General features: G+C 69.1%; 26 protein-coding genes and 1 pseudogene. 22 read left to right on the top strand and 5 right to left on the bottom strand.

Going from position 1 to position 22,002, the window contains the following annotated elements:
- The first annotated feature begins 60 nt into the window (after window positions 1-60).
- From AB0I94_RS35990 to AB0I94_RS35955, 8 genes are all read left to right on the top strand, one after another.
- Window positions 61-522: a hypothetical protein gene (locus tag AB0I94_RS35990; protein ID WP_363313979.1), complete on the top strand. Its 462-nt coding sequence runs from the start codon at window positions 61-63 to the stop codon at window positions 520-522.
- Window positions 522-2,678: a hypothetical protein gene (locus tag AB0I94_RS35985; protein WP_363313978.1), complete on the top strand. Its 2,157-nt coding sequence runs from the start codon at window positions 522-524 to the stop codon at window positions 2,676-2,678. The genes AB0I94_RS35990 and AB0I94_RS35985 overlap by 1 nt, the downstream gene beginning before the upstream one ends.
- A 169-nt stretch (window positions 2,679-2,847) precedes the next feature.
- Entirely contained in the window at window positions 2,848-4,179 is a 1,332-nt protein-coding gene (locus tag AB0I94_RS35980; protein WP_363313977.1) for a DUF2637 domain-containing protein, read from the top strand.
- Window positions 4,176-4,904, top strand: coding sequence for a GIY-YIG nuclease family protein (locus tag AB0I94_RS35975; RefSeq protein ID WP_363313976.1), 729 nt, complete (start codon window positions 4,176-4,178; stop codon window positions 4,902-4,904). The genes AB0I94_RS35980 and AB0I94_RS35975 overlap by 4 nt, the downstream gene beginning before the upstream one ends.
- The gene (locus AB0I94_RS35970; protein ID WP_363313975.1) at window positions 4,901-5,065 is read left to right on the top strand and encodes a hypothetical protein; all 165 of its coding nucleotides are present in this window, start codon (window positions 4,901-4,903) and stop codon (window positions 5,063-5,065) included. The genes AB0I94_RS35975 and AB0I94_RS35970 overlap by 4 nt, the downstream gene beginning before the upstream one ends.
- A gap of 146 nt (window positions 5,066-5,211) precedes the next feature.
- Window positions 5,212-5,712, top strand: a complete 501-nt coding sequence (locus AB0I94_RS35965) for a hypothetical protein (protein WP_363313974.1) — start codon at window positions 5,212-5,214, stop codon at window positions 5,710-5,712.
- Window positions 5,696-6,130 (top strand): RRQRL motif-containing zinc-binding protein, encoded by a 435-nt coding sequence (locus tag AB0I94_RS35960; RefSeq protein ID WP_363313973.1) that lies wholly within the window; start codon window positions 5,696-5,698, stop codon window positions 6,128-6,130. The genes AB0I94_RS35965 and AB0I94_RS35960 overlap by 17 nt, the downstream gene beginning before the upstream one ends.
- Before the next feature lie 93 nt (window positions 6,131-6,223).
- Window positions 6,224-6,709 (top strand): Pycsar system effector family protein, encoded by a 486-nt coding sequence (locus AB0I94_RS35955; protein ID WP_363313972.1) that lies wholly within the window; start codon window positions 6,224-6,226, stop codon window positions 6,707-6,709.
- A 453-nt stretch (window positions 6,710-7,162) separates the two neighbouring features.
- Here AB0I94_RS35955 and AB0I94_RS35950 read toward each other — a convergent pair whose 3' ends face one another.
- Together AB0I94_RS35950 and murJ are read right to left on the bottom strand one after the other, a co-directional pair.
- Window positions 7,163-7,912: a hypothetical protein gene (locus AB0I94_RS35950; RefSeq protein WP_363313971.1), complete on the bottom strand. Its 750-nt coding sequence runs from the start codon at window positions 7,910-7,912 to the stop codon at window positions 7,163-7,165.
- Window positions 7,913-8,486: 574 nt separating this feature from the next.
- On the bottom strand, window positions 8,487-10,169 hold the full coding sequence (gene murJ, locus AB0I94_RS35945; protein WP_363313970.1) for a murein biosynthesis integral membrane protein MurJ: 1,683 nt from the start codon (window positions 10,167-10,169) through the stop codon (window positions 8,487-8,489).
- Between the two features lie 455 nt (window positions 10,170-10,624).
- Between murJ and AB0I94_RS35940 the strand changes: the two genes are divergently transcribed.
- The 8 genes from AB0I94_RS35940 (at window position 10,625) to AB0I94_RS35905 (ending at window position 15,500) form a co-directional block, all read left to right on the top strand.
- A complete protein-coding gene (locus tag AB0I94_RS35940) occupies window positions 10,625-11,206 on the top strand; it encodes a hypothetical protein (RefSeq protein ID WP_363313969.1) in 582 nt (193 codons plus the stop codon).
- Window positions 11,207-11,286: 80 nt separating this feature from the next.
- Window positions 11,287-11,778, top strand: coding sequence for a Pycsar system effector family protein (locus AB0I94_RS35935; protein WP_363313967.1), 492 nt, complete (start codon window positions 11,287-11,289; stop codon window positions 11,776-11,778).
- Window positions 11,779-11,917: 139 nt separating this feature from the next.
- Window positions 11,918-12,484: a hypothetical protein gene (locus AB0I94_RS35930; protein ID WP_363313966.1), complete on the top strand. Its 567-nt coding sequence runs from the start codon at window positions 11,918-11,920 to the stop codon at window positions 12,482-12,484.
- A 107-nt stretch (window positions 12,485-12,591) separates the two neighbouring features.
- Window positions 12,592-12,972 (top strand): hypothetical protein, encoded by a 381-nt coding sequence (locus tag AB0I94_RS35925; protein WP_363313965.1) that lies wholly within the window; start codon window positions 12,592-12,594, stop codon window positions 12,970-12,972.
- A gap of 93 nt (window positions 12,973-13,065) precedes the next feature.
- A complete protein-coding gene (locus AB0I94_RS35920) occupies window positions 13,066-13,752 on the top strand; it encodes a hypothetical protein (RefSeq protein ID WP_363313964.1) in 687 nt (228 codons plus the stop codon).
- A 92-nt stretch (window positions 13,753-13,844) separates the two neighbouring features.
- Window positions 13,845-14,480, top strand: a complete 636-nt coding sequence (locus tag AB0I94_RS35915; protein ID WP_363313963.1) for a hypothetical protein — start codon at window positions 13,845-13,847, stop codon at window positions 14,478-14,480.
- 61 nt (window positions 14,481-14,541) lie between these two features.
- Window positions 14,542-14,886 carry a ParB N-terminal domain-containing protein gene (locus AB0I94_RS35910; protein ID WP_363313962.1) on the top strand — a complete coding sequence of 115 codons (345 nt, stop codon included), beginning with the start codon at window positions 14,542-14,544 and terminating at the stop codon, window positions 14,884-14,886.
- Window positions 14,887-14,930: 44 nt separating this feature from the next.
- Entirely contained in the window at window positions 14,931-15,500 is a 570-nt protein-coding gene (locus tag AB0I94_RS35905) for a hypothetical protein (RefSeq protein WP_363313961.1), read from the top strand.
- A 450-nt stretch (window positions 15,501-15,950) separates the two neighbouring features.
- Here the strand turns inward: AB0I94_RS35905 and AB0I94_RS35900 are convergent.
- From AB0I94_RS35900 to AB0I94_RS35890, 3 genes and pseudogenes are all read right to left on the bottom strand, one after another.
- Window positions 15,951-16,815: pseudogene (locus tag AB0I94_RS35900) on the bottom strand (MerR family transcriptional regulator).
- Between the two features lie 15 nt (window positions 16,816-16,830).
- On the bottom strand, window positions 16,831-17,592 hold the full coding sequence (locus AB0I94_RS35895) for an ABC transporter permease (RefSeq protein WP_363313960.1): 762 nt from the start codon (window positions 17,590-17,592) through the stop codon (window positions 16,831-16,833).
- On the bottom strand, window positions 17,589-18,398 hold the full coding sequence (locus tag AB0I94_RS35890) for an ATP-binding cassette domain-containing protein (RefSeq protein ID WP_363313959.1): 810 nt from the start codon (window positions 18,396-18,398) through the stop codon (window positions 17,589-17,591). Before AB0I94_RS35890 ends, AB0I94_RS35895 begins: the two co-directional genes overlap by 4 nt.
- A gap of 187 nt (window positions 18,399-18,585) precedes the next feature.
- On the opposite strand from AB0I94_RS35890, the gene AB0I94_RS35885 reads away from it, so the two are divergent.
- The 6 genes from AB0I94_RS35885 (at window position 18,586) to AB0I94_RS35860 (ending at window position 22,001) form a co-directional block, all read left to right on the top strand.
- A complete protein-coding gene (locus AB0I94_RS35885; protein ID WP_363314052.1) occupies window positions 18,586-18,963 on the top strand; it encodes an NUDIX hydrolase in 378 nt (125 codons plus the stop codon).
- Window positions 18,964-19,069: 106 nt separating this feature from the next.
- Entirely contained in the window at window positions 19,070-19,375 is a 306-nt protein-coding gene (locus AB0I94_RS35880) for a hypothetical protein (RefSeq protein ID WP_363313958.1), read from the top strand.
- Window positions 19,376-19,463: 88 nt separating this feature from the next.
- Window positions 19,464-20,144 (top strand): GGDEF domain-containing protein, encoded by a 681-nt coding sequence (locus AB0I94_RS35875; protein ID WP_363313957.1) that lies wholly within the window; start codon window positions 19,464-19,466, stop codon window positions 20,142-20,144.
- Window positions 20,141-20,602: a hypothetical protein gene (locus tag AB0I94_RS35870; protein WP_363313956.1), complete on the top strand. Its 462-nt coding sequence runs from the start codon at window positions 20,141-20,143 to the stop codon at window positions 20,600-20,602. The genes AB0I94_RS35875 and AB0I94_RS35870 overlap by 4 nt, the downstream gene beginning before the upstream one ends.
- A complete protein-coding gene (locus AB0I94_RS35865) occupies window positions 20,599-21,156 on the top strand; it encodes a WhiB family transcriptional regulator (protein ID WP_363313955.1) in 558 nt (185 codons plus the stop codon). The genes AB0I94_RS35870 and AB0I94_RS35865 overlap by 4 nt, the downstream gene beginning before the upstream one ends.
- A 2-nt stretch (window positions 21,157-21,158) precedes the next feature.
- On the top strand, window positions 21,159-22,001 hold the full coding sequence (locus AB0I94_RS35860; protein ID WP_363313954.1) for a histone-like nucleoid-structuring protein Lsr2: 843 nt from the start codon (window positions 21,159-21,161) through the stop codon (window positions 21,999-22,001).
- Window position 22,002: the final 1 nt, after the last annotated feature.

Here is a 22,002-nt window from a genome sequence, read left to right as displayed (position 1 = left end):
GCGGGGAGGTGACAGCCCCCGCCCCCGCACCACCCCCTCACTGAAAGGAATCACCCCGTCATGAGCGAGAGCGACAGCGGCGAGAAGCTGGGCTCGAACCTCTCTCAGCTGGTCAAGCAGCTGGAGAAGATGGAGTTCAAGACTGACCGTGACCTGTACCAGTACGCCCGGATCCTGCGCGCGCTCGGTCTGGAGCTGCACATGCGGGTTGCCATGGACGCCGACGTGATCAGCGCGATCCTCGCCCAGTACAAGGGCAAGTGGTACACGTTCGGCGTCCAGTCCAAGATCCGCGCCAAGCTGGTCGGCGCCCACCTCAAGGGCGGCGCCTCGGCTGCGAAGGTCCTGGGCCTGAGTGGCGTGAAGATGTACGCGTCGTTCGTGAAGCACTTCATCCAGCCCGAGGTCGAGGCGGAGAAGAAGGCGCGCGAGGGCAAGGGCAAGAAGAAGCCCGGGTTCTCCATCGGTGACAAGCCCCGCGGTGCCGCTGGCAGGCCCGGTGAATCAGGGAAGGCCGCGTGATGGCCCGCCGTATCTCCTCCCGGTCGAAAAAGATCGACACCCGGCCCCCCGAAGAGCAGGAAGCCTCGAAGAAGGCGTGGGTCACCTACGGCGGGCCGTGGGGCATCAACGTCGGCGGCTGCATCGTCGCGCAGAGCGCCCACATGCTGCTCGCCACCACCCCGGCCTCCCTGGCGCTCGCCGCGCTCGGCCTGGCCGGGACCGGCGCGGCCCTGTCGAAGTTCATCAACCACATGGACGTCAAGGCCAAGCGTGAGAAGGACGTCCGCTACTTCCACCAGGTCAACTCCATCGCCACTACCGCCGGGATCACCCTGGGCACCGTGGTGGGTGTGGAGGGCGCCACGCTGAGCACCTGGCTGCTCGCCGGGTCCGGCCTGTGCATCGCCAACCACCTGTGGTCGGCGCTGTACAAGAAGGGCTCGGGCGAGAAGAGCGAGGGCAAGTGGGCCAAGCTCGAATCCGAGATCGGGCTGGCCAAGCACGAGCTGAAGGAGGCTCAGTCCAACGGCAAGGGCACGGTCGTCGCGAAGGTGGAGGCCAAGGACGGGGCGACGGCGGAAGAGTTCGCCCGCCGCATCCCCGCCATGACATCCGCGCTCAAGCTCGGCCGGGGCCGCATCACGCACACCGTCGACGATGACGACGACTCCGACATCACCGTCCGGGTCCAGGTCGCCGACCTCCTCAAAGAGGGCGTCGCCTGGCCCGGCCCGTCCGCGTTCGGCGCCGGGTTCGGCGACCTGCCGATCAGCCTCGGACGCTACGAGGACGGCGAGACGCTCAAGCTCAACCTGCCCGGCATCCTCAACGACCCCCAAGAAGTCGAGGGCGGCCAGAACGTCGAACACTGCGTCGCCCAGGGCGTCAACGGCGCGGGCAAGACGGTCGGCAACAGCATCATCGTCACCGAGGCCGCCACCCGCACCGAGGTCTCCGTCATCGTCATCAACTGCTCGAAGTTCATGCAGGACTACGGGCACGTGCGGCACGCCGCCGACATGGTCATCACCAACGAGAAAGACGCCCGCCGCTTCTTCAAGCAGATGGGCCCGGTCATCAAGGCCCGCGGCGAATACCTCGCCGCCAAGGGCCTGTCGAAGTGGAAGCCGGGCTGCGGCCTGAACTTCCTCCTGATCATCGGCGAGGAGGCCGCCGACTTCGCCGACGGCGACGCCTACGGCAAAACACTGCGCACCCTGCGCTCCACCGGCGGATGGTTCCTCTCCTCCATCCAGCGCGCCACCCACGACCAGATGGACACCACCGCGCGCTCCAACCACCCCGCCGGCATGGCCTACGGCCTGTCCGACGGGTCGGAAGCACAGTACGTTCTGCCGCCCGAGGCGATCGACGCCGGCGCTTTCCCAGGCTGGGCCAACAGGAAGCCGGGCTACCTGTACGCGGCGGGGATGGGCATCGCCGAAGACCGCTGGGCGGTGACCGCCCGCACCTACAACGCCGACCGCCCCACCCTGGCGGCCGCCGTCACCGCGGGCATGAACGTGCGCACCCCCATGGACGAGACGACCGCGACCGCGTTCGGCGCGCTGTGGACCAACCGCACCGTCTACACCACCCCGCTCCTGGAGGGCGACACCGAGGGCGCTGGATCGTTCCCCCAGCCGCTGGCCGTGCCCGCCGCCCCGGCGGCGGACCCGGACTCCGCGTACGACGACGGCGGTGACGACAGCGAGCACGAGGAGGACGACGACATGGACATCGAGGTCGACCCGGAACTGCTCGCAAAGGAGACCGAGGACTTGGACGAGGAACTGCGCCAGATCCTGGCCGCCGACCCCGAGCCCGGCGCCTACAAGCACCTCAGCGTGGAGGCGGAGATCGAGGCCCCGGCCGACGACAGCCCGGTCTTCGAGCTGCCGGACCCGGTGTCCGACGACGCCAAGCTCTCCCCCGAGGAAACCCGGTCCGCCATCTTTGCGCGTCTCGATTCATGGGTGCGCGAAGGCAAAGGAAGCTTCGAGCCCAAGGAGCTCAACGACCTGTGGATGCGGGTCGACCTGAAGGGCGCGCGCGACTGGTGGAACCGCCTCAAGACGCAGCTCCTGGACGAGGGCGTCATCGCCAAGGACGACTCCGAGGACGGCTACGGATCGTACGACCTCATCCGCTCCCCGCTCGAAGACGGCAACTGACAGTCACCAAACCCGTGAGGGGGCGAGCAGCGCACACCGCACTGTTCGCCCCCCTCCTCCCCTTAGGGATTTTCCGGTGTGCACCCCCGCACACAAACGATTGATCCCGGTTTGCGCGCTGTGTGGTGTGCGCCGGACACTCCCCCGAACACTACGGAAGGTAACCGATATGGCAGGCCATCTTGAGGCGCCGCCACCCTTCAGCCGGGCCCAGAAATGGGCCATCGGTATCGCCGGAGTCTTCTTCGCCGGCCTGGCCGGGCTCGGCGGATACGGCTCCTTCGCCGCTGTCGACGCCGTCGCCAAGGACTACGGCTTCGGAACCCATTCCTGGATCGTCCCAATCGGCGTTGACCTGGGCATTCTCGCCCTCCTGGTGGTCGACCTGGTGCTCGAGCAGCTCGATATGCCTCTCGCTCCTTTGCGATGGCTCGCCTGGGCGTTCACGGCAGCAACAATCTGGTTCAACATGGCGGCAGTTGATGCCGATTTGCCCTGGCATGAGCGCGTGACCGGGCAGGGCATGCACGCCGCGATGCCGCTGCTGTTCATCGCCTTCATGGAGGGCGTCCGGCACGCCGTCCGGCGCCGCACCGGCATGACCAGCCAGCGCCGCATGGACGGCATCCGGCTCAGCCGCTGGTTCCTCTCCCCCGCCGGCACGTTCGGCATCTGGCGCCGGATGGTCCTCTGGGAGGTCCGCTCCTACCGGACCGGCCTGGTCCTCGAGAAGCACCGCCGTAAGACCGTCGGGGACCTCCGCTCCGAGTACGGGCGCAGCTGGCGTCGTAAGGCCCCCGCAGAGAAGCTGTGGCCCCTGCGCGGCGGGATGCTGGACCTCGCCCTGGAGCTCACGGGGACCACCTCCGCCGCCAGCGGGGACCAACAGGGCGCTGCGGCCCCCACTTCGGCCGAGAGGACCCCCGACCTGGCCCCCGCCCCAGAGGGCATGGCCCCCGCTCCCGCGCGGACCGCAGCACTGCCCGGCTCGGCCACCAGCGAGGAGACCGGCCCCCGCCCGACCAAGACCGCCGCCGCGCGCGCCCACACACCGGGAACCAGCACCGTGAAGGCCCCCGCTGACATCACCGCCGAGGACAACCACCCCGCACCCACGGGGGCCACCGAGGGGGACCACAACGACAAGCAGGGGACCACCGGACAGACGGCGGCCCCCGCGCCCGGCCCCGGACCTCAGCGCACGGGCACCTCGGGCCCCCTCGCGGAGGACCGCTACCCGCAGGCGAGCCGGACTCAAGGGACCAGCCCCCGCGCCCGTGAACACCAGGCGCCGGCTGCGCGCCCGGATATCGACGACATCAAGCTCGCCGAAGCCCGGGACCTCGCGCGCGGCATCATCCGCGCCGGGTCCGGCAAGGTCTCGCGCCGCTCGCTCAAGGCCGCTGGCCTCACCGGCAAGACGGAGACTCTCCAGGAGATCGCCGACGTCCTGAACGAGGAGATCACTAACGGTCTGCTCGACCTGGACGCGAGCGCGTGACGGCCGAACAGTGCTCGGTGGCCACGGAGAGCGGTGTCTGCCCCCGCCCTGTGACCCTGGCCAAACCACTGCAGCTGTGTGAGGAACACAAAATCGCCGTCGCGCTCGCCGTCGTACCCGATCTTCTGGCGGGCGCGCTGGTCGAAATTCGAGCCGACCACTACAACACCGCCCGGCCGCTGCCCGAAGAGCTCGCGCACATCATCGACAGCGCCACCGCCGCAGTTCTGCCCACCGGCGCGCGGCACCCCGCGCTGGTGTACTTCCTCCTCAACGGAGGGCGCGTCAAGATCGGGCACACGCGAGGGCTTGCGGCCCGCGTACGTGCATTGTCGTTGCGCGAAGAGGCGGTCGTGCTGCTTCTGCATGGCGGCCCCAGCCTGGAACGCGCCTTGCACCAGAAGTTCGCCCGCGACCGCATCGGCGGCAGCGAATGGTTCGAACTGTCCGTGGACATGGTCGGGTTCATCGCCAGGAAGCAGTCCGTCACCACCGTTCGACCTCGCCACACAGCCCAGCGCCGGGAGCGGATTCCCCGGGCCCGACGAAGAGAAGCTCGCGCGGACGCGGAGTTGGCGATCGAACAAGCAATACAGCGGGGCGAATCCCTCAACGCCGCAGACATCGGCCGCCGCTACAACATGGGCGAGACCTGGGGCGGCGACCGCATCCGCGCCGTACGCGCCCAGCTGGACCGGACGACTGCAGAGACCGAACCCTCATGACCGACGAAGAGGAGAACACCATGGACATCGACTTCGACTTCACCCACCGGGGCCCGGAGCCGGTCCCGTTGCTTCCCCTGGCAGGCCCCGAACATCCGCCCACCATCCTGCTGCGACACGAGGCGCTACTGCCCACGCGATGGAGCCAGCTCACCGACTGACCACCGACCGTCGTGCTTCGACGGCTCCACTGGCTCTCGGGGATGAGAGAAGCACCCCCGAGAGCCGGTGAAGAGGCCGAAGCCTCCCCGGGCGAACTCACGCCAAATGACACCGCCCGAGCTCCCCATCGAGGAGAGGACCCATCATGCCGTCTTACGGCGAGCAGCCCCAGCCCACCTACTACCCGACGCCGCTGCCGCCTCAGTACGGGCAGCCGCCCGCCCCCGTGTACGGCCAGCAGGTGGTCCCGCTCCCCCAGAACACGGTCGTCTACCCGCCGACCGCCGGTATCGACGGCGTTGTCATGGTGCCCGGCCCCAACGGCCAGCACGTCGCCTACTACACGCCGCCGCCCGCCCCGGCCCCCGACCCGCTGGTGTCGCCGCTGCTCGTCAAGGTCGCCTTGGGCACGGTCATCGTCGCCGGAGCCGCGGTTGCCCTCTACTTCATCGGGCAGTTCATTCTCGCCTTGGCCGCATTCCTCAAGGCCTTGGCGATCCTCGCGGCCGTCCTGCTGGGCGGCGTCGTCCTCATCATGCTGTTCAGCGGCTCCTCCGGCGGCGGCAATATCAACGTCCAAGCCCGGGGCCGCTCCAGGGTGCAGATCCACACCGGCCGCGGGCACAACCGTGGCCGCCGCCGCTGAAACGACGTCCCCGCCGGCCGTCCGGGACATCGACCTCTACGACAGTGACGACTTCCCCGTCTACCGCTGGCGGCAGGCTCCTCAGGGCCTGGCCACCCGGCGGCAGTTGCGGGAGCGGCGCTTACGGCCCGGCGGCCAGGAACCGGTCGCCGCGATCGAGTGCCGGGGCGGCAAGCGCAAGGCATGGCTGTACGAGATCGACAAGGCGCGGCCGATACGGCCGATGACCTTCGCCAAGGAGGTCGCGCTCGACCGGGCGATGGCCAAACGACAGACCTGCCCATCGTGCTTCAGGCGGTATCACCGCTGTATCCCGCTCAAGACCCTCGGATCCTGCCTGGAGTGCTACGACGGCACCCCGGCCGACCCTGGCAGCTACACATGCCCGCGCGCAGGCCAACTGGCCGCCGCGGCCTGACGCCTCCTCTGACGGCTGCCTGATCCACCGTCCCGCACTCCGCGGGCCGGGCGGTGAAGGGGAGCCGGACAGCCCGGCCGGAAGGGAACCGACATGGCCCTCGCCCCCAGTCCCGACGTCGTGCCCCGGCCCGCGTTCGATAAGAATCTGGACGCTGCCTGTCACGACGTCGAAGCGAAGATCAGCCGCACCGACAGCAAGGCATCGCTGCTCCTGGCATTCGACGGTGCGGTCCTGGCTGGGCTCGCCAGCCTGGCCGACAAGAAGCTGCCGCTGCCCGCCCAACTCGCCGGCGGCGGCGCCGCCCTCGTGCTCGCGGCCGCCGCCGTGCTGCTGCTCTTGGTCGTGCGCCCCAACCTCGGAGGCAAGGGCCGTACCGTCCGCGAGGGTTTTCCCCACTGGGCGCAGCTGAGCGATGAAGCCCTGCTCGCCGCGATCGGTGAGGACACCCGCATCGCCCGAGTCAGGTCGCTGTCCCTCATCGCCGTCGCCAAGTTCGAGCACCTGGCCCGCGCGGTCGACACCATCCTCGCCGCGCTCGCTCTGCTGGTCCTCGCCGCGATCGGCGCACTGGCGTGAGGAGCTCAGCAGACGGCCGCGCTCCTGGGCGTGCGAGGGGCTGTCCCATACGAAAGTCGGGGGCAGCCCCTCCCGGTGGATCAGGCCCGGGGCATGAGCACCGCCTCACGCCGGAGCGTGAGGCGGTGCTGCTTCCTGGCACAGATGCGTTGGTCAAGCGGGAGCAGCGACAGAAGGACACTCAGCCAAAGGCCGACGCTTCCCATCACAGCCGCGTTGTCCGAGACCTGGCAGGCGAAAACGATGAGGATGATCAGTACGGCACGTACGGTCCTGCGCCGCAGAGAGAGCGGATGCAAGGGACGTTGATTTTCCCCCTGCTGGTTACCATCAGTCTCGCAGGTAGCCATTACGGCAACCTCCTTACTCCCGGGATTCCGGGGGTATGTGCCGCGCTGCCCTCTCGTTGGTTGCAGCCGTGGAGGGCAGCGCGGTGGTGAACTCGGGGAGCGGTTACTCCGCCGAGAGTGCTGAGGCGTGGTTCTTGAGGCCGGGGGGCGTGTACTCAAGCGCGAACTGGTAGAGCGGGCGGGCTGCCTTGCCGGTCCTTGAGCGGAGGGTGGAAAACCACTCGTACCGTGGTCGGAGGAGGACTTGGTTGTGGATCAGTTCGTCCACGCCCTTCCGCACTGACTCAGGGGCTAACCCGTACCATTCGCCGATTCTGTCCTGAACGAGAGCGAACTCGTCGTTCCGTAGGTCCAGAGCGATCAGAAGCATGGCCTTGCCCGGGGGCGTGAGCTTCTCGTTGAGTTGGTCGCGCCAGTACCAAAAGGGCAGCTGAAAGTAGAAGTCCCCGGTGGCGGGGGGCCGGTAGGGGGCACCGCTGCCGTCCTCCAGCAGCTTGGTGATCTTTGCCTTACCTTCCTCGCCCCGGGCGGATGCCACCAGGTTCAGGTCCTTGAGGGTCTTCCAAGCCCGGGACACCGCTGTCGCTCCGGACTTCTCGTCATAGAGGCCGAGTGAACGTGCCCAATTCCCAGCCCAGTCGGTCGCGGAGTAGTCCCCTGCTCCGGTCACAGCACTCAAGAGCAGATAGAGGTCCAAAGCTCGTGACTGGTTACGCCGTACCAGTTGCGACAAGGGGCCAGGTTTCGTAGCTCCCCGAGACCCACGCTGGACGAAAGAGTGGCGGATCGGCACCGTCTCGTTCTTCCGCTTCGAACGAGCGAGGAAGAGCTTGATCGTCTCCTGCTGGTCCAAGGGCGCAGGATGCTGCGGACTGTTCACTGTCATGCCCTCACTCAAGCGCACGGGATGCGTTGAGAGCGAGCTTGGAACTCCGCCCGGTGCTTCAGCGACATGCCGGTCAGTAGGGCGGTAAGCGATGAACACGTCAGATGAACAGTGACACCACTATTGAGACGAACAATTTGAGACGAACCCTTGTAGCGGGTGACAAGTAAGAGATCGCCGACATCGCGCGGTCCGTTCTGTGCAACCTACGTGAACGGCATGGGGGGTTGTCTCCCTCATACGCAGCCTGGGAGCCCACCCGTTCGTAACCACCCCAGCGGCATCTGCCCCCTGTGGGGCCCCTTCCCCGCCCGGTCAGCAGAGACCGGACGCCCGGCCCTCCCTTGGAGGTCACCGTGTCCCTCGCCCGCCGCTCCCTTGAGGACGCCGAGCTCTGGATCTTCTCCCTGGACCTGATACGGCCCCCACCCGCCAGCGCACCAATATCTGGATCGAGACCGCGCTGGCAAGTGGCCGATACCCGGCCGGACGCGCGCCGGACCGTCCATGAAGCGCGCCTCCTCGCACCGTCTGCCTGGACTCAGCGCATCCCGGGCAGGCGACGCAACTCGTTGACCTTCATCAGCCGGGCGAGAAGGAGGTACCCCACGGCTGTCGCCAGCGCCCCGGTAGCCAGCGCGACGGCCGTAGGCCACGTTCCACTTCCCAGGCCCGCACACGCACGCGCTGCAGCCCAGCCCAGCCCAGCCGCCGGGCCCGCAGCGCAGAACAGTTTCACGTAGGTGCGGCGCAGGCCGCCGTCGTCGATGCGGCCCCCAAGCCTCCTGCGCAGCAAACGCGCGGTGAGCGCGAGACCGGCCACGTAGGAGAGGGTGTAGGCGCCGGCCATCCCGACGACCGCCCAGCGGGCGGGCAGGAGCACATGACACGCGGTGGCCAGGGCGATGTTCACGCCCGCGATCCAAGCCGCCATGAAGAACGGAGTGCGCGTGTCCTCGAACGCGTAGAAGCCGCGCAGCAGCAGGTACTGGGCGGAGAACGGGATGAGCCCGAGTCCGAACGCCTGCAGCATGTACCCCAGCGGTCGAACCGACTCGGCGTCTGCCGCCCCGTGGGCGAACAGCAGCGAGGCGATCTGCGGCCCCAGAGCGAGGAAGAGGAACGCGGCGGGCACAATGACCACGCCACTGATCCGCAGCACCCGGGACAGGTCCGCGCGCAGATCCGGGATGCGCCCCTCAGCGACGGCCCGGCTCATCCGTGGCAGCAACGCCGTCACCAGGGACACCGTCACGATCGACTGCGGCAGCATCCAGATGGTCTGCGCGTAGGTGTACGCCGAGTAACCCGCGCCGGCCTGCGGCAGTTCCTGGTCGGCGGCGTTGGCGTAGTTCGTGACCACCGTCAGGGCGACCTGGTTGGCCAAGACGAACAGCAGCGTCCACTTCGCCGCGTGGACACTCTTGCCCAAGCCGGAGCCCCGCCAGTCGAACCGCGGGCGGAACCGGAACCCGGCCGCCCGCGCGAACGGGATCAGTGCCAGGGCCTGCACGGCGATACCTGCCGTCGTCCCGATCCCCAGCAACTGCACCTGGTCGGCGGTGATGTCCTCCACCCGGTCGGGAACCGTCATCAGCCCCAGATAGGCGGCGAACATGCCGACCAGCACCACATTGTTCAGCACCGGGGTCCACATCATCGCCCCGAACTTCTCGCGAGCGTTCAACACCTGCCCGTAGATGCTGAAGAGCCCATAGAAGAAGATCTGCGGCAACAGGAACCGCGCGAACGTCACCGTGAGCTCGAACGCCTCGTGACTGTCCGGGGTGTCCCGCATGTACAAGCCCACGATCTGCGGCGCCGCCCACACCGCCAGCGCCGTCCCCACACCCAGTACACAGACCACGAGCGTGACCAGACGCTGCTCGTAAGCGCGTCCGCCATCGGGCTGCGTTGCCCTGGCCCGGACCAGCTGCGGCACCAGCACAGCGTTGAGCGCGCCACCGATCAGCAGCGTGTACAGGCTCGTCGGCACGGTATTCGCCGTGTTGTAGGTACTGGCCAGCAAGCCCGTTCCTAGCGCTGCGGCCTGCAGCACTTGGCGGATCAGTCCCGTCGCCCGTGACACCACCGTGCCAACAGCCATCAACAAGGACGAACGAGCCAGCCCGCCCTTGTCCTTCTTCCTCCGGGCGGCATGCCGCCCCCTTCTCTGCTGCTCCTGCGGCATGGTCTGCGCCGCGGAGTTCGCCCCCTCCACCATGCCGTCAACCTATGCCCCAAGGTCTCAGGGCCCCAATTCGCTCCCTCACACATAGCAGGTCAGCGACCCATCGCCTGGACGTGGCCACAGGAATACGGCAGCAACGGAACAAGTGCTCTGCGCCAGTACCGCTCAAGACCCTCGGATCCTGCCTGGAGTGCTACGACGGCACCCCGGCCGACCCCGGCAGCTACACCTGCCCGCGCGCAGGCCAGTTGGCCTGTGCGGCCTGACGCCTCCTCTGGCGGTTGCCTGATCCACCCGTCCCGCACCCTGCGGGCCGGGCGGTGAAGGGGAGCCGGGCAGCCCGGCCCTGCGCACACGATCTGTCCCCTGTGCCTGGAGAGCCCATCCCTGATGGCGAAGAAGCCGCCCGCCGTGATCGGCATCCTGCCTCAGCCCCCCCGCAGCACCGCCCCGTCCATATCGCCGTCGCACCGCGAAGGAGAAGACCGGTGAGTGAGCCCACCGAGCCCCATGACCCCGAGGTACCGCCGCTGGACACCATCGACGACAGCCGGCGCATCCCGCCGCCCCGACGGCCCGCCCCGCCCCGACCGCAGCCGATCAAAGCCGTCGACGACATTCCGGCCGGTGCCATCGCCGCCATCGCCATTGTCGGCGTCATCGCCCTGGCCCTCACCCTCAAATCGGGCATCCCCAGGGTGATCGACTGGTCCCATCACCAGGACTGGTCCTGGTTCACCCAGTGGGCTGCGACGATCACCGATCCCGTGCACGCTTACCTGGGTGCGCACACGGTCGGCCTGCCGATCACGGCGACCATGGTGTTCGCCATCTGGCAGGCCATCGGCGTCGGCACACTCATCGCCGCCTGGCTCTCCAGCGGCTTCGGCCCCCGCAGCACGTGGTTGGCCTACGGCGCCACCACCGTGTTCATGGTTTGGGACGCCTCCCCCGCCGCCGGGCGCACCGTCGCCGCCGGCCTCGGCGTCATCGCCTGGACGATCCTGTCCACGCTCGCGATGCGCGGATTCTCCCTGCGCCCCGTGGTCAACGTCTTCCACCGGTCCTGACGGCTGCCTGATCCACTCGCCCCGCACCGCGGGCCGGGTGGTGAAGGGGAGCCGGACAGCCCGGCCGGAAGGGAATCGACATGACCTTCGGCACCAGCCCCGACGCCGCGCCCCGACCCGCGTTCGACCCGGGAAAGAACCTGGACGCGGCCTGCCACGACGTCGATGCGCAGATCAGCCGCACCGACAGCAAGGCGTCGCTGCTCCTGGCGTTCGACGGCGCGGTCCTCGCCGGACTCGCCAGTCTCGCCGACAAGAAGCTGCCGTTGCCCGCTCAACTCGCCGGCGGCGCCGCGGTCCTCGCGCTTGCGGCCGCCGCCGTACTGCTGCTCCTGGTCGTGCGCCCCAACCTCGGAGGCAAGGGTCGCACTGTCCGCGAGGGCTTCCCTCACTGGGCGCAGCTGAGTGAGGAAGCCCTGCTCACTGCGATGCGCGAGGACACCCGCATCACACGGATCAGGTCGCAGTCCCTCATCGCCGTCGCCAAGTTCGAGTGCCTGACCCGCGCGGTCGACATCATCCTCGCCGCGCTCGCCCTGCTGACCTTCGCGGCGATCGGCGCACTGGCGTGAGCAGCCTTCAGTAGACGGACGCACTCCTGCTCTCCCTCTCCAGCATCACGGCCGCTCTCCAGCCCAGTCGTCGTCATCGCCACCCGCCGCACCGTCGCCCGCATGAACGCCCAGCCCGAGCAGAAGGAGCAGTAAACCGATGGCACTCACCCTGTTCGCCCGCCGTCCCGAGCCTGTCGAAGCGCCGGCCCCCGCGCCGTGGCCGGAGATCGGCGAGACCTGGAAGCCTGAGGGCGCCACCGTCGTCCAGCGGTACTACAACCAGGCCCACGCGGTCGTCCTCGTCTACACCGCGGCAGAGAACTACCGACACGTCGTCGCCTGTCTTGGCTGCCACTTCACCAAGGCCAACAGCGCCGCCCGCAGCTGCGGCTGGCTCGACCTCAAGGGCGCCGCCGACATCGCCAACGGCCACGCCACCACCTGCCGGGCCCTGCCCCGCGACATTCCGTCCCGCCCGGACGACGACGCGGTCCGCGACCAGCTGCGCCAGTGGGTGGTGGGCCAGCGGCGACATCAGAGCGAGGACACCGAGCTGTGGATCTCCTTCCTGGACCCGGTACGGCCCACCCTCCAGCGCACCAACATCTGGATCGAGACCGCGCTGCGGCAACTGGCCGATACCCAGCCGGACATCGTGGTCGCCAAGACCAGCGAGTACACCGAGGTCACCCGGTTCTACGCCCGGTCCTACCCCGAGATCTGACCGGCGCTCTCCGTACGGTCCCGCCCGCCGCACGTCGGCGGCCGGGGTCGGGCGGTGTCCGCCCGGTCAGCCGAGACCAGGCGTCTGGCCCTCCCCCGGAGGTCACCGTGTCCCTCGCCCGCCGCTCCCTCATGGAAATTGCCGCCGCCCGCTTCGGATGGCGCCGCGCCTACGGCGACACCACCCAGGTCGACGCGCTGCTCACCGAGCAGACCGAGACCGCGTACGCCGCGGCCGCCGACCACACGCAGCTGGCGACCGCCAAGAACGATGACGAACTCGCCGTTCAGCCCGGCGTCCTGGACGTCCGCGGCCGCGTCTTGGCCGATGTCCTCTACCTGGAAGGTGTCCTGGCCGGCGCCCGCAACCGCGGCCTGCCCCCGGAGCTCATCGAGCGCCTGGAGGACGCCGTCGACCACGGCCACGAGCTGACCGTGCTGCTCGCGGACACCGTCCGCACCACCGCCGCCGCCCATGCGGCCAACTGAACGCCCGGGGCGGCCGCAGGCATCGAACCCGGCCGCCCCGGAGCACCCCCTCCCCTCCCAGAGCGCACTGACAGAAGAAGGAGCCCCATCATCATGACCGCAACCCTGCGCCAGACGGCCAACACCGTCGCCAGCTCGATGATTGAAGGTGCCAGCATGGCGACCGCGCTGATCGGCGGCGCCGGTGGCGCCTACATCGGCTACGAGCTCGCCCCCACCGACTGGTCCGACGGGGCCCGTATCGCGTTCGCCGGGGCAGTCGCCGTCGTCGGTGCTGTCGCCATCGACGGGCTCGCCGAACTCGTCCTCGCCCCGATGCGCCGCCTGATGCACAAGAGCCGCAGCACCGCGAGCGCGAACACCGGCCGTACGTCGGCCCCGGCGCCGGCGGACACCCTGGACCAGGCCCTCGCACAGGTCGCTACGGCGACTGAGGATGACGCCGCCAACCGCGCCGCCAGCGCTGCGTGGCGGATCGACCAGGGCGATGGCTTCCTGCGGGACGTGGACCGGTGGCGCGGCTACGAGGACGGCGAGGCCAGCTTCTACCTCGCCCCCGGCGTCTGGCTCCACTACCGCAGCGAGAAGAACAAGTACGGCAACACCGAGCCGCGCTTCGCGCTGCTGACCGGTGACGGCGAGATGCCGGTGGTCATCACCGGCATGGAGCAGATCCGCCACCGGCTCGCCGCCCGCGCCGCAGGCCTTCCCACCGCCCCGGTCACATCCGCCGACGACGAGGCCCGGAACGACGACCTCACCGGCGTCCACTCGGTCTGACGGACTGCCCGTTCCGCCCCGGCCTCCCCGGCCGGGACGGTGCGGTGGCCAATCAGCCCTACACCGCACCGCTCTGCCGAAGGAGAAGAACAGTGTTCCGACGCAAGACGAAGCTCGACCGGGTCAGCATCGGCAAGGCCGGGCTGTTCATCCCGCGCCGGGTCCGTGCGGATGTCGAAGCCACGGTGCCCATGGCCCAACGCCTGGTCCAGGACCACTTCGGGCGGCGCCCGTTGGGGGCCGTCACGGTCATCGTGGCGAAGCCTCGATTCATCCCGGGGCTGGCCGCATCCGCACAAGGGCCCGCCGCGGGGGTCCCCAAGGCGGTCTGGGAGGACAAGGACCTCAGCATCACCGCCCGGCCCCACGACATTTACGTCGTCACCGTCGTCGCCCCGAACGGCGAAGTCTGGATGCTGCTCAACAGCCGCCTCGCCAGGACAAAGCCGCGGGAGCTCGGAGCCAACCTCGTCTATGGCTTCATCGAAGTCGATCAACTCTCGGATAAGGCCGCCATCCAGCGGCGGCTCACGCTGACCCGGCACGAGATGGGGACCCACATCCTGACGCCCGGCAAGGCGCGACGCCTGTACAGGGCCGAGGAGGACATGGAATCCGAGGCCGAGCAGATCACACACAAGATCATCGGCAAGGTTGTCCGGAAGCACCGGAAAGCAGAGAACGAGGCCGGACGCGAAGCCCGCCAGGCGGAGCAGAGCTACGCCTGACCAAGCACAGCCCCCGCCGGGGGCGGTGATCGTCAGTCACCTACACCGTAGGGAGCCCGGCATGAAGTACCGCGGACGCATGCGGACATCGACGCTCAACGACCGGCAGATCATGCCCACCGACTTCCGGCGGTGGGCCGAGGCACGCCGCCAGTTCGCCCAGGGCAAGGACCGGCAGAAGATCGACATGCTCAAGGAGTCGATCGAGGCGAACGGCCTCGAAGAGCCGATCCTCCTGTGCATCGAGCCCCGTTGGCGCGACATCTATGTGTCCGACGGACACCACCGCGCCATCGCCGTCCTCGAGCTGGAGCTGCCCCGGTTCCCCTTCCACTGGCACTGGATCAGGTGGGCGTCCGTGCACATCGAGCACGAGCCCTTCCCCTACGAGCTGCTGGAGCACTGAAACGGCAGCTCGGCCCCCTCACCCATCACCGCACGGAGGACCCGTTGCCCCGCACCCTCACCAAGCTCCCGGCCGAACGCCTCACGACCCTCGTCACCGGCATCCTCGGCACCGACTGGACGCCGCCCGCCGCCCCCAACTGGCCCGCCGTCTTCACCAACGAGGCCGTCGACCGGCAACTCACCGTCTACCCGGACCGGCGCAACCACCGGCTCGTGTTCATCGCGGCGGCGGCCGACGACCCCGACAACTTCGCCCGCCAGCGCTTCGCGAAGTACACCCCCGACCTGACCGGCCACGACACCATCGACGGCTGGCTCGCCGACGGAGACCTGGACGTCGTCGCCGACGCCCTGGCCGTCATCTTGGAGCGGCTGGTCGAACTGCCCCTTCCCGAGCGGGCCGTGCACGTCACGCCGCTGGAGACGGAGCGGGAGCTCCTGGCCAAGCAGGCCCAGGAGCTCGCCGCGCACGTCTCCCACTTCGCGGCCGGCCTCATCTGGTCCCAGCCCGTCGGCGACGACGCCCAGCAGCTCGCCACCCTCGCCCAGGGCCTCGCGCACATCGCCACCCGCGTGGACGAGCTGCGCGGCCACAAGAACACCCGCCGCTGACCAGACCGCCCACTGCACGTTCCTGACCGACACGGAGGAACCCATGGCACGCAGCACCCGGCCCGTCGTCCACTACATGGCGACCCGCCCCGATGGCACCGTCCCACCCACCTGCGAGCACCTCGCCCGCTACTACAGCGGCCTGGGCGAGACCATTCCGACCGTCAACCTCGCCGACCACATCGGCGAGACCGTCGACCACCCCAGCCCCGGCAAGCGCTGGTACACCGACAAGCCGTTCTCGTACTTCCACATGTACTCCAAGCCCGGCGAGATCCTGGAGCGCATCGAGGACGGCTGGCCGGTGCGGCTGTTCGTCGTGGAGCCGCTCGGTGAGACCGGCAACTGGGGCGACGACTTCGCCCCGTACTGGCTGATGTCCCACCAGATCCGCGGCGTGGAAGAGACCGACTCCTGGCGTGCGTTCGGGCACCACGGCGCGCAGGTCCTTCAGACGCTCGCCCAACTGCCCGACCTCGCCCGGCAGTGGGCCGAAGAGTGGGCCTCCGACCCCGAGAGCCGAGATGGCGGCAGGTCAGTGCTGAGGTCTGTCGGCAGGCACTCGCTCGACGCGGGTCCAGCCCCTCCAGCCCCGCTCCTCCAGGATCGCCAACAGCCGGGCGGCTTGCGGTGAGGACTCGACCATGGTCGAGTCCAGCAGGTCGACGAACTGGTCGTCGATGCCGTCGTCGGCACCCACCTCGCCAGCCTCCACAGCGCGAATCATCAAGCGTTCCATGATGTCGGCGACCTCGACGATCCGCGGATCGTTGTCCGGCCAGTCGAGTGCTCCGCTGAGAAGGCTGTAGAGCTTCACCATGTCGGGGTCGTCCAGCTCCTCGTGCTTCTTGGCGATCACGGAGTCGATCGAATGCGGCACCTGGGCGGCGATCATGATCCAGGCGTCCCGCTCCATTTCGATGTACCGCTCCTCAACGCCGAGACCGCGCAGCCGGTCGAGGTAGTCCACGACGCTCTGCGGGAGCGCCAGGTGCTCTCCGGCAGCGAGCCTGGCGAGTCGGCTGCGAGTGTCCTGCAGCCGCCGGATCTCGGCGCGCAGGGCCTTGTCGACCTTCTGGACGCCGCCGGCGAACTCCTCCGGGCCGGCGTCTAGGAGTTCCTGCACCCGGGCCAGCGGCACGCCGGCGTCTGCGAGGATGCGGATCCGGATCAGTCGCACGACCGCGGCAGCGTCGTAGGTCCGGTATCCGGACCGGTCGCGCTCGGGCTCCGGCAGCAACCCGATCCGGTGGTAGTGACGTACCGCCCGCACCGTCACCCCGGCGTACGCCGCAAGCTGGCTGATGGTGAGCATGGGTCTCAGCCTGCCTCAGGCGATCTTCCGGCGATAGGCGGCCATCGCGAAGATGTACGCCACGACAAGGATGCCGACGCACCACGCGAGGGCGGTCCAGATGTCGTCACCGACCGGTCGCTGGGCGAACAGGTTGCGGATCGTGTTGACGATCGACGTCACCGGCTGATGTTCGGCGAACCAGCGCACTGGGCCGGGCATCGTCTTTGTGGGCACGAACGCCGAACTGACGAACGGCAGGAAGATGAGGGGGTAGGCAAACGCGCCAGCGCCCTCGACCGACGACGCAGAAAGGCCGGGGATCACGGCGAGCCAGGTCAGCGCCAGGGTGAACAGGAGCAGGATGCCGGTGATCGCGAGCCATGCCGACACGCCTGCCCCTGAGCGGAAGCCCATGAGCACAGCGACGCCCACAACGAGCACGAGCGCGATCAGGTTGGCGACCAAAGAGGTGACGACGTGGGCCCACAGCACACCCGACCGCGCGATCGGCATGGACTGGAATCGTTCGAAGATCCCGCTCTTCACATCGGTGAACAGCCGGTACGCGGTATAGGAGATGCCTGAGGCGATGGTCATGAGCAGGATGCCGGGCAGCATGTAGTTCACGTACGGAACCGACCCGGTATCAATGGCGCCACCGAACACGTAGACGAACATCAGCATCATGGCGACCGGCGTGATGGCGGTCGTGATGATGGTGTCCATGCTGCGTGTGACGTGGCGCAGGGTCCGCCCCGTGAGCGCGGCAGTGTCGCTGAAGAAGTACGTGGTCATCGTTGTCCCCCCGTTGTCGTGCCAGTGACGCCGCTCTCGTGGCCGCCGCCGATGACGGCGAGGAAGATCTCCTCCAGAGTCGGCTGCTTCTCGACGTACTCGACCTTGGCGGGCGGGAAGAGCTGCTTGAGCTCGGTGAGGGTGCCGTTGACGATGATCCGGCCCTGGTGGAGGATCGCGATCCGGTCGGCCAGCTGCTCGGCCTCGTCCAGATACTGCGTGGTGAGCAGCACCGTCGTTCCGTGACCGGCGAGCTCCTTGACCGCCTCCCACACCTCGATGCGCGCCTCGGGGTCGAGTCCTGCCGTCGGCTCGTCCAGGAAAATCACCGGCGAATTCCCGATGAGGCTCATCGCGATGTCCAGCCGGCGGCGCATCCCACCCGAATACGTGGACACTCTCCGCGCGCCCGCCTCGCTCAGCGAAAAACGCCTCAGCAGGTCATCCGCGATCGCGCCAGGGTTCTTGAGGTGGCGCAGCCTGGCGACGAGAGCGAGATTCTCCCGACCGCTGAGGATCTCGTCGACGGCCGCGAACTGCCCGGTGAGACTGATGGACTCCCGCACGTTCGCCGGTTGCGTGGCGACGTCGAAGCCATGGACGCTCGCCGTCCCCGCGTCGGCCTTCAGGAGCGTGGCAAGGATCCTCACGGTCGTGGTCTTGCCCGCCCCGTTGGAACCGAGCAGGGCGAAGATGCTGCCCGGCGCCACGTCGAAGTCCACACCGCGCAGCACTTCGAGCTTCCCGTACGACTTTTCGAGACCCTGCACGCGAATCGCCGGACCGGCGATCGATTGGGCTGTCATGGTCATCTGCCTCCTTCGCGGAGCTGTTCCAGGCGACTGCGCGGTAGCTCCACCCGGAAGGATGGAGGGTTGACCCAGCGTCAAGGTCAAGCCCGTTCCGACCACGGCACTCAGATCGCCGACCGGCCAGACACACCGCAGCGATGACGGACCGCTCTCCCCGAGCTCGTTCGGCCGCGAACCCGCCATACTCGTAGCTGTCGGTGAACCACTCACGCGTCGGTTCCTGCGACTCACCGGCCAGAAATCAACGAACCCGCCCGCTTCGCCCGGCGGCCACCTGGACCAGGGAGAGACCAGCCAGGCCGCCGCGGCCCGCGAGCTGCAGGAGGAGACCGGCATCATCGTCCCGGCCGACGATCTCCGGCAGGTAGGCGTCTTCGACGCCCCCGGCCGTGACCCGCGCGGCCGGTACGTCAGCGTCGCCTACACGGCCACCTTGGCCTCGCTGGTCCAGCCGACGGCAGGGGACGCCGCCACCGCCGCCCGCTGGTGGTCCCTGGACACGCTCCCGGACCTCGCGTTCGACCACGCCGAGATCGTTGCCGCTGCCGCGAACCGCTGACCCCGCCCCGCGTGGACGCGGCGTTCCTCCGTGCCGCCCCGGCCTCACCTGGCCGGGGCGGTCGCGGTGTTCCGCCACGACCAGCGATGGAAGGAGATGGGCCGTCATGCCACTTCGCTACTTCGAGGTTGACGTCCCGATTCACCACAACACCGACCAACAGGCGCACGGCGTTCACGTGTTCACCGGCGAGGCGTCGTCCAAGAGAGAGGCCCTGCGCAAGGCGCACGAGGTGTACGACGCAGCACTCGCCGCGTACACGGCCGGACGTGAGATCCCCGGCAAACAGGCCGGGGGCTGGGGAGCGCGTGGGCTGCGGCCCGACTGGGCTCTCGACTGGCAGGCCGCGAAGGCCAAGCCCTGGAAGAACCCCAACGACTGGACCCGCATCAGCGGCGACTTCGAGCTGTAGCTACGCCCCGGGACAGACGCCCTGCGTCTCAAACCTGACGCCTGCCCCGGGCCACCCATCCCGTACGAGACGAGAGGGAGAGACCAGTATGGCCTCCATCGCGCGCGTACACGCCCCCGCGGGCAATCGCGCTGTCCTCATCACCACACTCGCCATCCCGCTGACCGGCTGGACCGTGCACGCCCTCAGCCTGCACCGGAAGCTGGCCGCCGCCCGACGCGACCCTCTGACGGGGCTGCTCGGACGTGACGGCTACACCGCCAAGGCCCGCCAGATCACCGCCCGGTACGGCGACAGCTCCCTGGTGGTCGTCGTGGACCTGGACCACTTCAAGGACGTCAACGACGGACCCGGTGGCCACGCCGCGGGCGACCGCGTCCTGGCCGTGACCGCGCAACGGCTCACCGCCTGGGCGGGCGGCCACGGTGCCGTCGGCCGCCTGGGCGGCGATGAGTTCGCCCTTGCCGTACGAATCGCACCCGCCCGACGCCTTCTGCGACTCGCCCAGCTCTACGCCCTGCTCGCCCAGCCCGTAGAGGCCGACGACGGCGTCCTGGTCGACACCGCCGCGTCGATCGGCGCTGCTTCTCCTGACGCCATCGGCACCAACGATCTGGAGCTGCTCCAGCGCGCCGCCGACGCCGCGATGTACGAGGGCAAGCACACCGGCCGCGCCGTACTCGCCGGACCGCAGCACGCCGCAGTGCCGTCCATCAACGGCCGCCGCGCCGGACGGCCAGGCACTCACAGTCTGGGGCGAGCGGCATGAGCACTCCCCCGCTCCCCCAGCCTGGTACCTGGATCCGGGGCATCACCATCCGCCAGCCCTGGGCGACTTGCATCCTCGCCGGGAAGGACGTGGAGAACCGGCCGCGCCCCTGGTCCTGGCGTGGCTGGCTGCTCCTGCACGCCGGCCTGCGCATCGAACGCACCCCGCTACGTGACCCGCTGGTCGCCACCGCGATCCGCGGCCGCCGACTGGAGACCGGCGCCGTCATCGGCGTCGCCCGCCTCACCGACTGCCACCAGGACGCCGAAGGCGCTGCCCGGTGCTCCCGCTGGGCGCAGCCCGACGCGTGGCACCTGGTCCTCACCGACGTCTACGAGCTCGCCCTCCCGATCCCCATCGAGGCCGGCGCGCTCGGACCGTGGAGGCCCACCCAGGACCTCGTGGACCAGGTCCGCCTCCAACTCCCCCACCTGCACGCACCGGAGGGAACCCCATGACCGGCACCCGCACCGGCATCCCCCAGCCGCCGACCTTCATCCCCGCCGACAACCGGATCCCCTTCCCCCACACCGACGTCCCCCTGCGCTGCCGGACCGAGCCGGCGCTCTTCGCCATCGAGGACATCCACACCTCCGAATACCGCTACGCCCGCCAGGAGGCACTGACCAAGGCCCAACACGCCTGCGCCGGGTGCCCGATCGCGAAGGGCTGCCTGAAGTGGGCGCTCGCCAACCCCGACTTGACGAAGACCGGAGTGTGGGCGGCCACCACCGCTCGCGACCGCAAGCAGCTGCGCCAGCAGCTCACCGCGCGGCTCGGTGACGACTGGGTCGGCGTGGTCGCCGAACAGGACCGCCGTCGACGTGAGCGGCAGCGCACGGCGCGCGTCGTACCGCCGACCGTCCGCGAACAGGCCCTCGCGCACCTGGAACGGGAGAGCATCCCCACCCGGCCCGAGCCGTACAACCGCTGGAAGGAACCGATCACCCCCCAGCAGGCGGCGAGCAACCGGCGAGTGCTGGAGCTGGCCGTCAGCGGCAAGGCGGCCTAGCGGTGTTCAGCGACTGGACCGAAGCCCTCGAGGCCGAATCGCTCCCCCTGGACCCGAACCCGGAACAGCAGCTCGCCGCCGCGGCCCGGGTCACCGCCCGCAACTCCCGCAACAAGGACGACATGGCGTTTCTCCTGGGCGCCCTCGGGCTGCCCACCGACACCGACACTCTCACCGCCCTGCTCCCCCTCACCCCGGAAACCGGAGACACACCCAACATGACCAACACCCCCGCCGCCCCGGCCCTGTCCGCGCACGAGGCCATGGCAATCTCCATGCACAACAACGGCGACAGCCAGCAGACGATCCGCGAGGCCACCGGTCTGAGCGAGACCGAACTCAGCGACCTCATCGCCGAACAGGTCCTCGGACTGCCCCGCGCGGCCGCCGACGCCCCGGCCATCGACGTCCCGGTCGTCCCGCTCCCCGTCTCCACCGAGATCCAGGAGCTGCTCGCCTGGGCGGCCGCGCACCCGGCCGCCTCGGTCCGCAGCCGCGCCGCCCGCATCACCGCCGACCTGTCCGAGCTGTCCGAGCGCAACAACAGCGAGGCCGCGCAGCGCGCGGCCGAAGAGAAGGTCGCCAAGGCCAAGGCCGAACTGGAGAAGGCGCAAGAGGCACTGCGCACCGTGAAGGCCGGCACCCGCACCACCACGGCGTCCGCCACCGCGCCCACCCCGATCCGCACGGGCCTGGGCAGCGGCCGCACCCGGGAGGAGCTCGCCGCCATCAGGACGTGGGCGCGCGCCAACGGCCACCAGGTCGCCGACGCGGGCATCGTGCGCAAGTCGGTGCTCCAGGCGTACGACGCCGCCCACCAGGCACCGGTCCGGAAGGCAGGCTGAC

Source organism: Streptomyces sp. NPDC050147 (assembly GCF_040660195.1).
In the GTDB taxonomy this organism is placed as follows: domain Bacteria; phylum Actinomycetota; class Actinomycetes; order Streptomycetales; family Streptomycetaceae; genus Streptomyces.
Note: the sequence above shows the minus strand (reverse complement) of the source record. Positions and strands in the feature narration are given on the sequence as shown.

Excerpts from the sequence above, each read along its gene's own strand:
- AB0I94_RS35990 (WP_363313979.1), top strand. The coding sequence starts at position 61 with ATGAGCGAGAGCGACAGCGGCGAGAAGCTGGGCTCGAACCTCTCTCAG.
- AB0I94_RS35985 (WP_363313978.1), top strand. The coding sequence starts at position 522 with ATGGCCCGCCGTATCTCCTCCCGGTCGAAAAAGATCGACACCCGGCCC.
- AB0I94_RS35980 (WP_363313977.1), top strand. The coding sequence starts at position 2,848 with ATGGCAGGCCATCTTGAGGCGCCGCCACCCTTCAGCCGGGCCCAGAAA.
- AB0I94_RS35970 (WP_363313975.1), top strand. The coding sequence starts at position 4,901 with ATGACCGACGAAGAGGAGAACACCATGGACATCGACTTCGACTTCACC.
- AB0I94_RS35965 (WP_363313974.1), top strand. The coding sequence starts at position 5,212 with ATGCCGTCTTACGGCGAGCAGCCCCAGCCCACCTACTACCCGACGCCG.
- AB0I94_RS35955 (WP_363313972.1), top strand. The coding sequence starts at position 6,224 with ATGGCCCTCGCCCCCAGTCCCGACGTCGTGCCCCGGCCCGCGTTCGAT.
- murJ (WP_363313970.1), bottom strand. The coding sequence starts at position 10,169 with ATGGTGGAGGGGGCGAACTCCGCGGCGCAGACCATGCCGCAGGAGCAG.
- AB0I94_RS35935 (WP_363313967.1), top strand. The coding sequence starts at position 11,287 with ATGACCTTCGGCACCAGCCCCGACGCCGCGCCCCGACCCGCGTTCGAC.
- AB0I94_RS35930 (WP_363313966.1), top strand. The coding sequence starts at position 11,918 with ATGGCACTCACCCTGTTCGCCCGCCGTCCCGAGCCTGTCGAAGCGCCG.
- AB0I94_RS35920 (WP_363313964.1), top strand. The coding sequence starts at position 13,066 with ATGACCGCAACCCTGCGCCAGACGGCCAACACCGTCGCCAGCTCGATG.
- AB0I94_RS35910 (WP_363313962.1), top strand. The coding sequence starts at position 14,542 with ATGAAGTACCGCGGACGCATGCGGACATCGACGCTCAACGACCGGCAG.
- AB0I94_RS35895 (WP_363313960.1), bottom strand. The coding sequence starts at position 17,592 with ATGACCACGTACTTCTTCAGCGACACTGCCGCGCTCACGGGGCGGACC.
- AB0I94_RS35890 (WP_363313959.1), bottom strand. The coding sequence starts at position 18,398 with ATGACAGCCCAATCGATCGCCGGTCCGGCGATTCGCGTGCAGGGTCTC.
- AB0I94_RS35880 (WP_363313958.1), top strand. The coding sequence starts at position 19,070 with ATGCCACTTCGCTACTTCGAGGTTGACGTCCCGATTCACCACAACACC.
- AB0I94_RS35875 (WP_363313957.1), top strand. The coding sequence starts at position 19,464 with ATGGCCTCCATCGCGCGCGTACACGCCCCCGCGGGCAATCGCGCTGTC.
- AB0I94_RS35870 (WP_363313956.1), top strand. The coding sequence starts at position 20,141 with ATGAGCACTCCCCCGCTCCCCCAGCCTGGTACCTGGATCCGGGGCATC.
- AB0I94_RS35865 (WP_363313955.1), top strand. The coding sequence starts at position 20,599 with ATGACCGGCACCCGCACCGGCATCCCCCAGCCGCCGACCTTCATCCCC.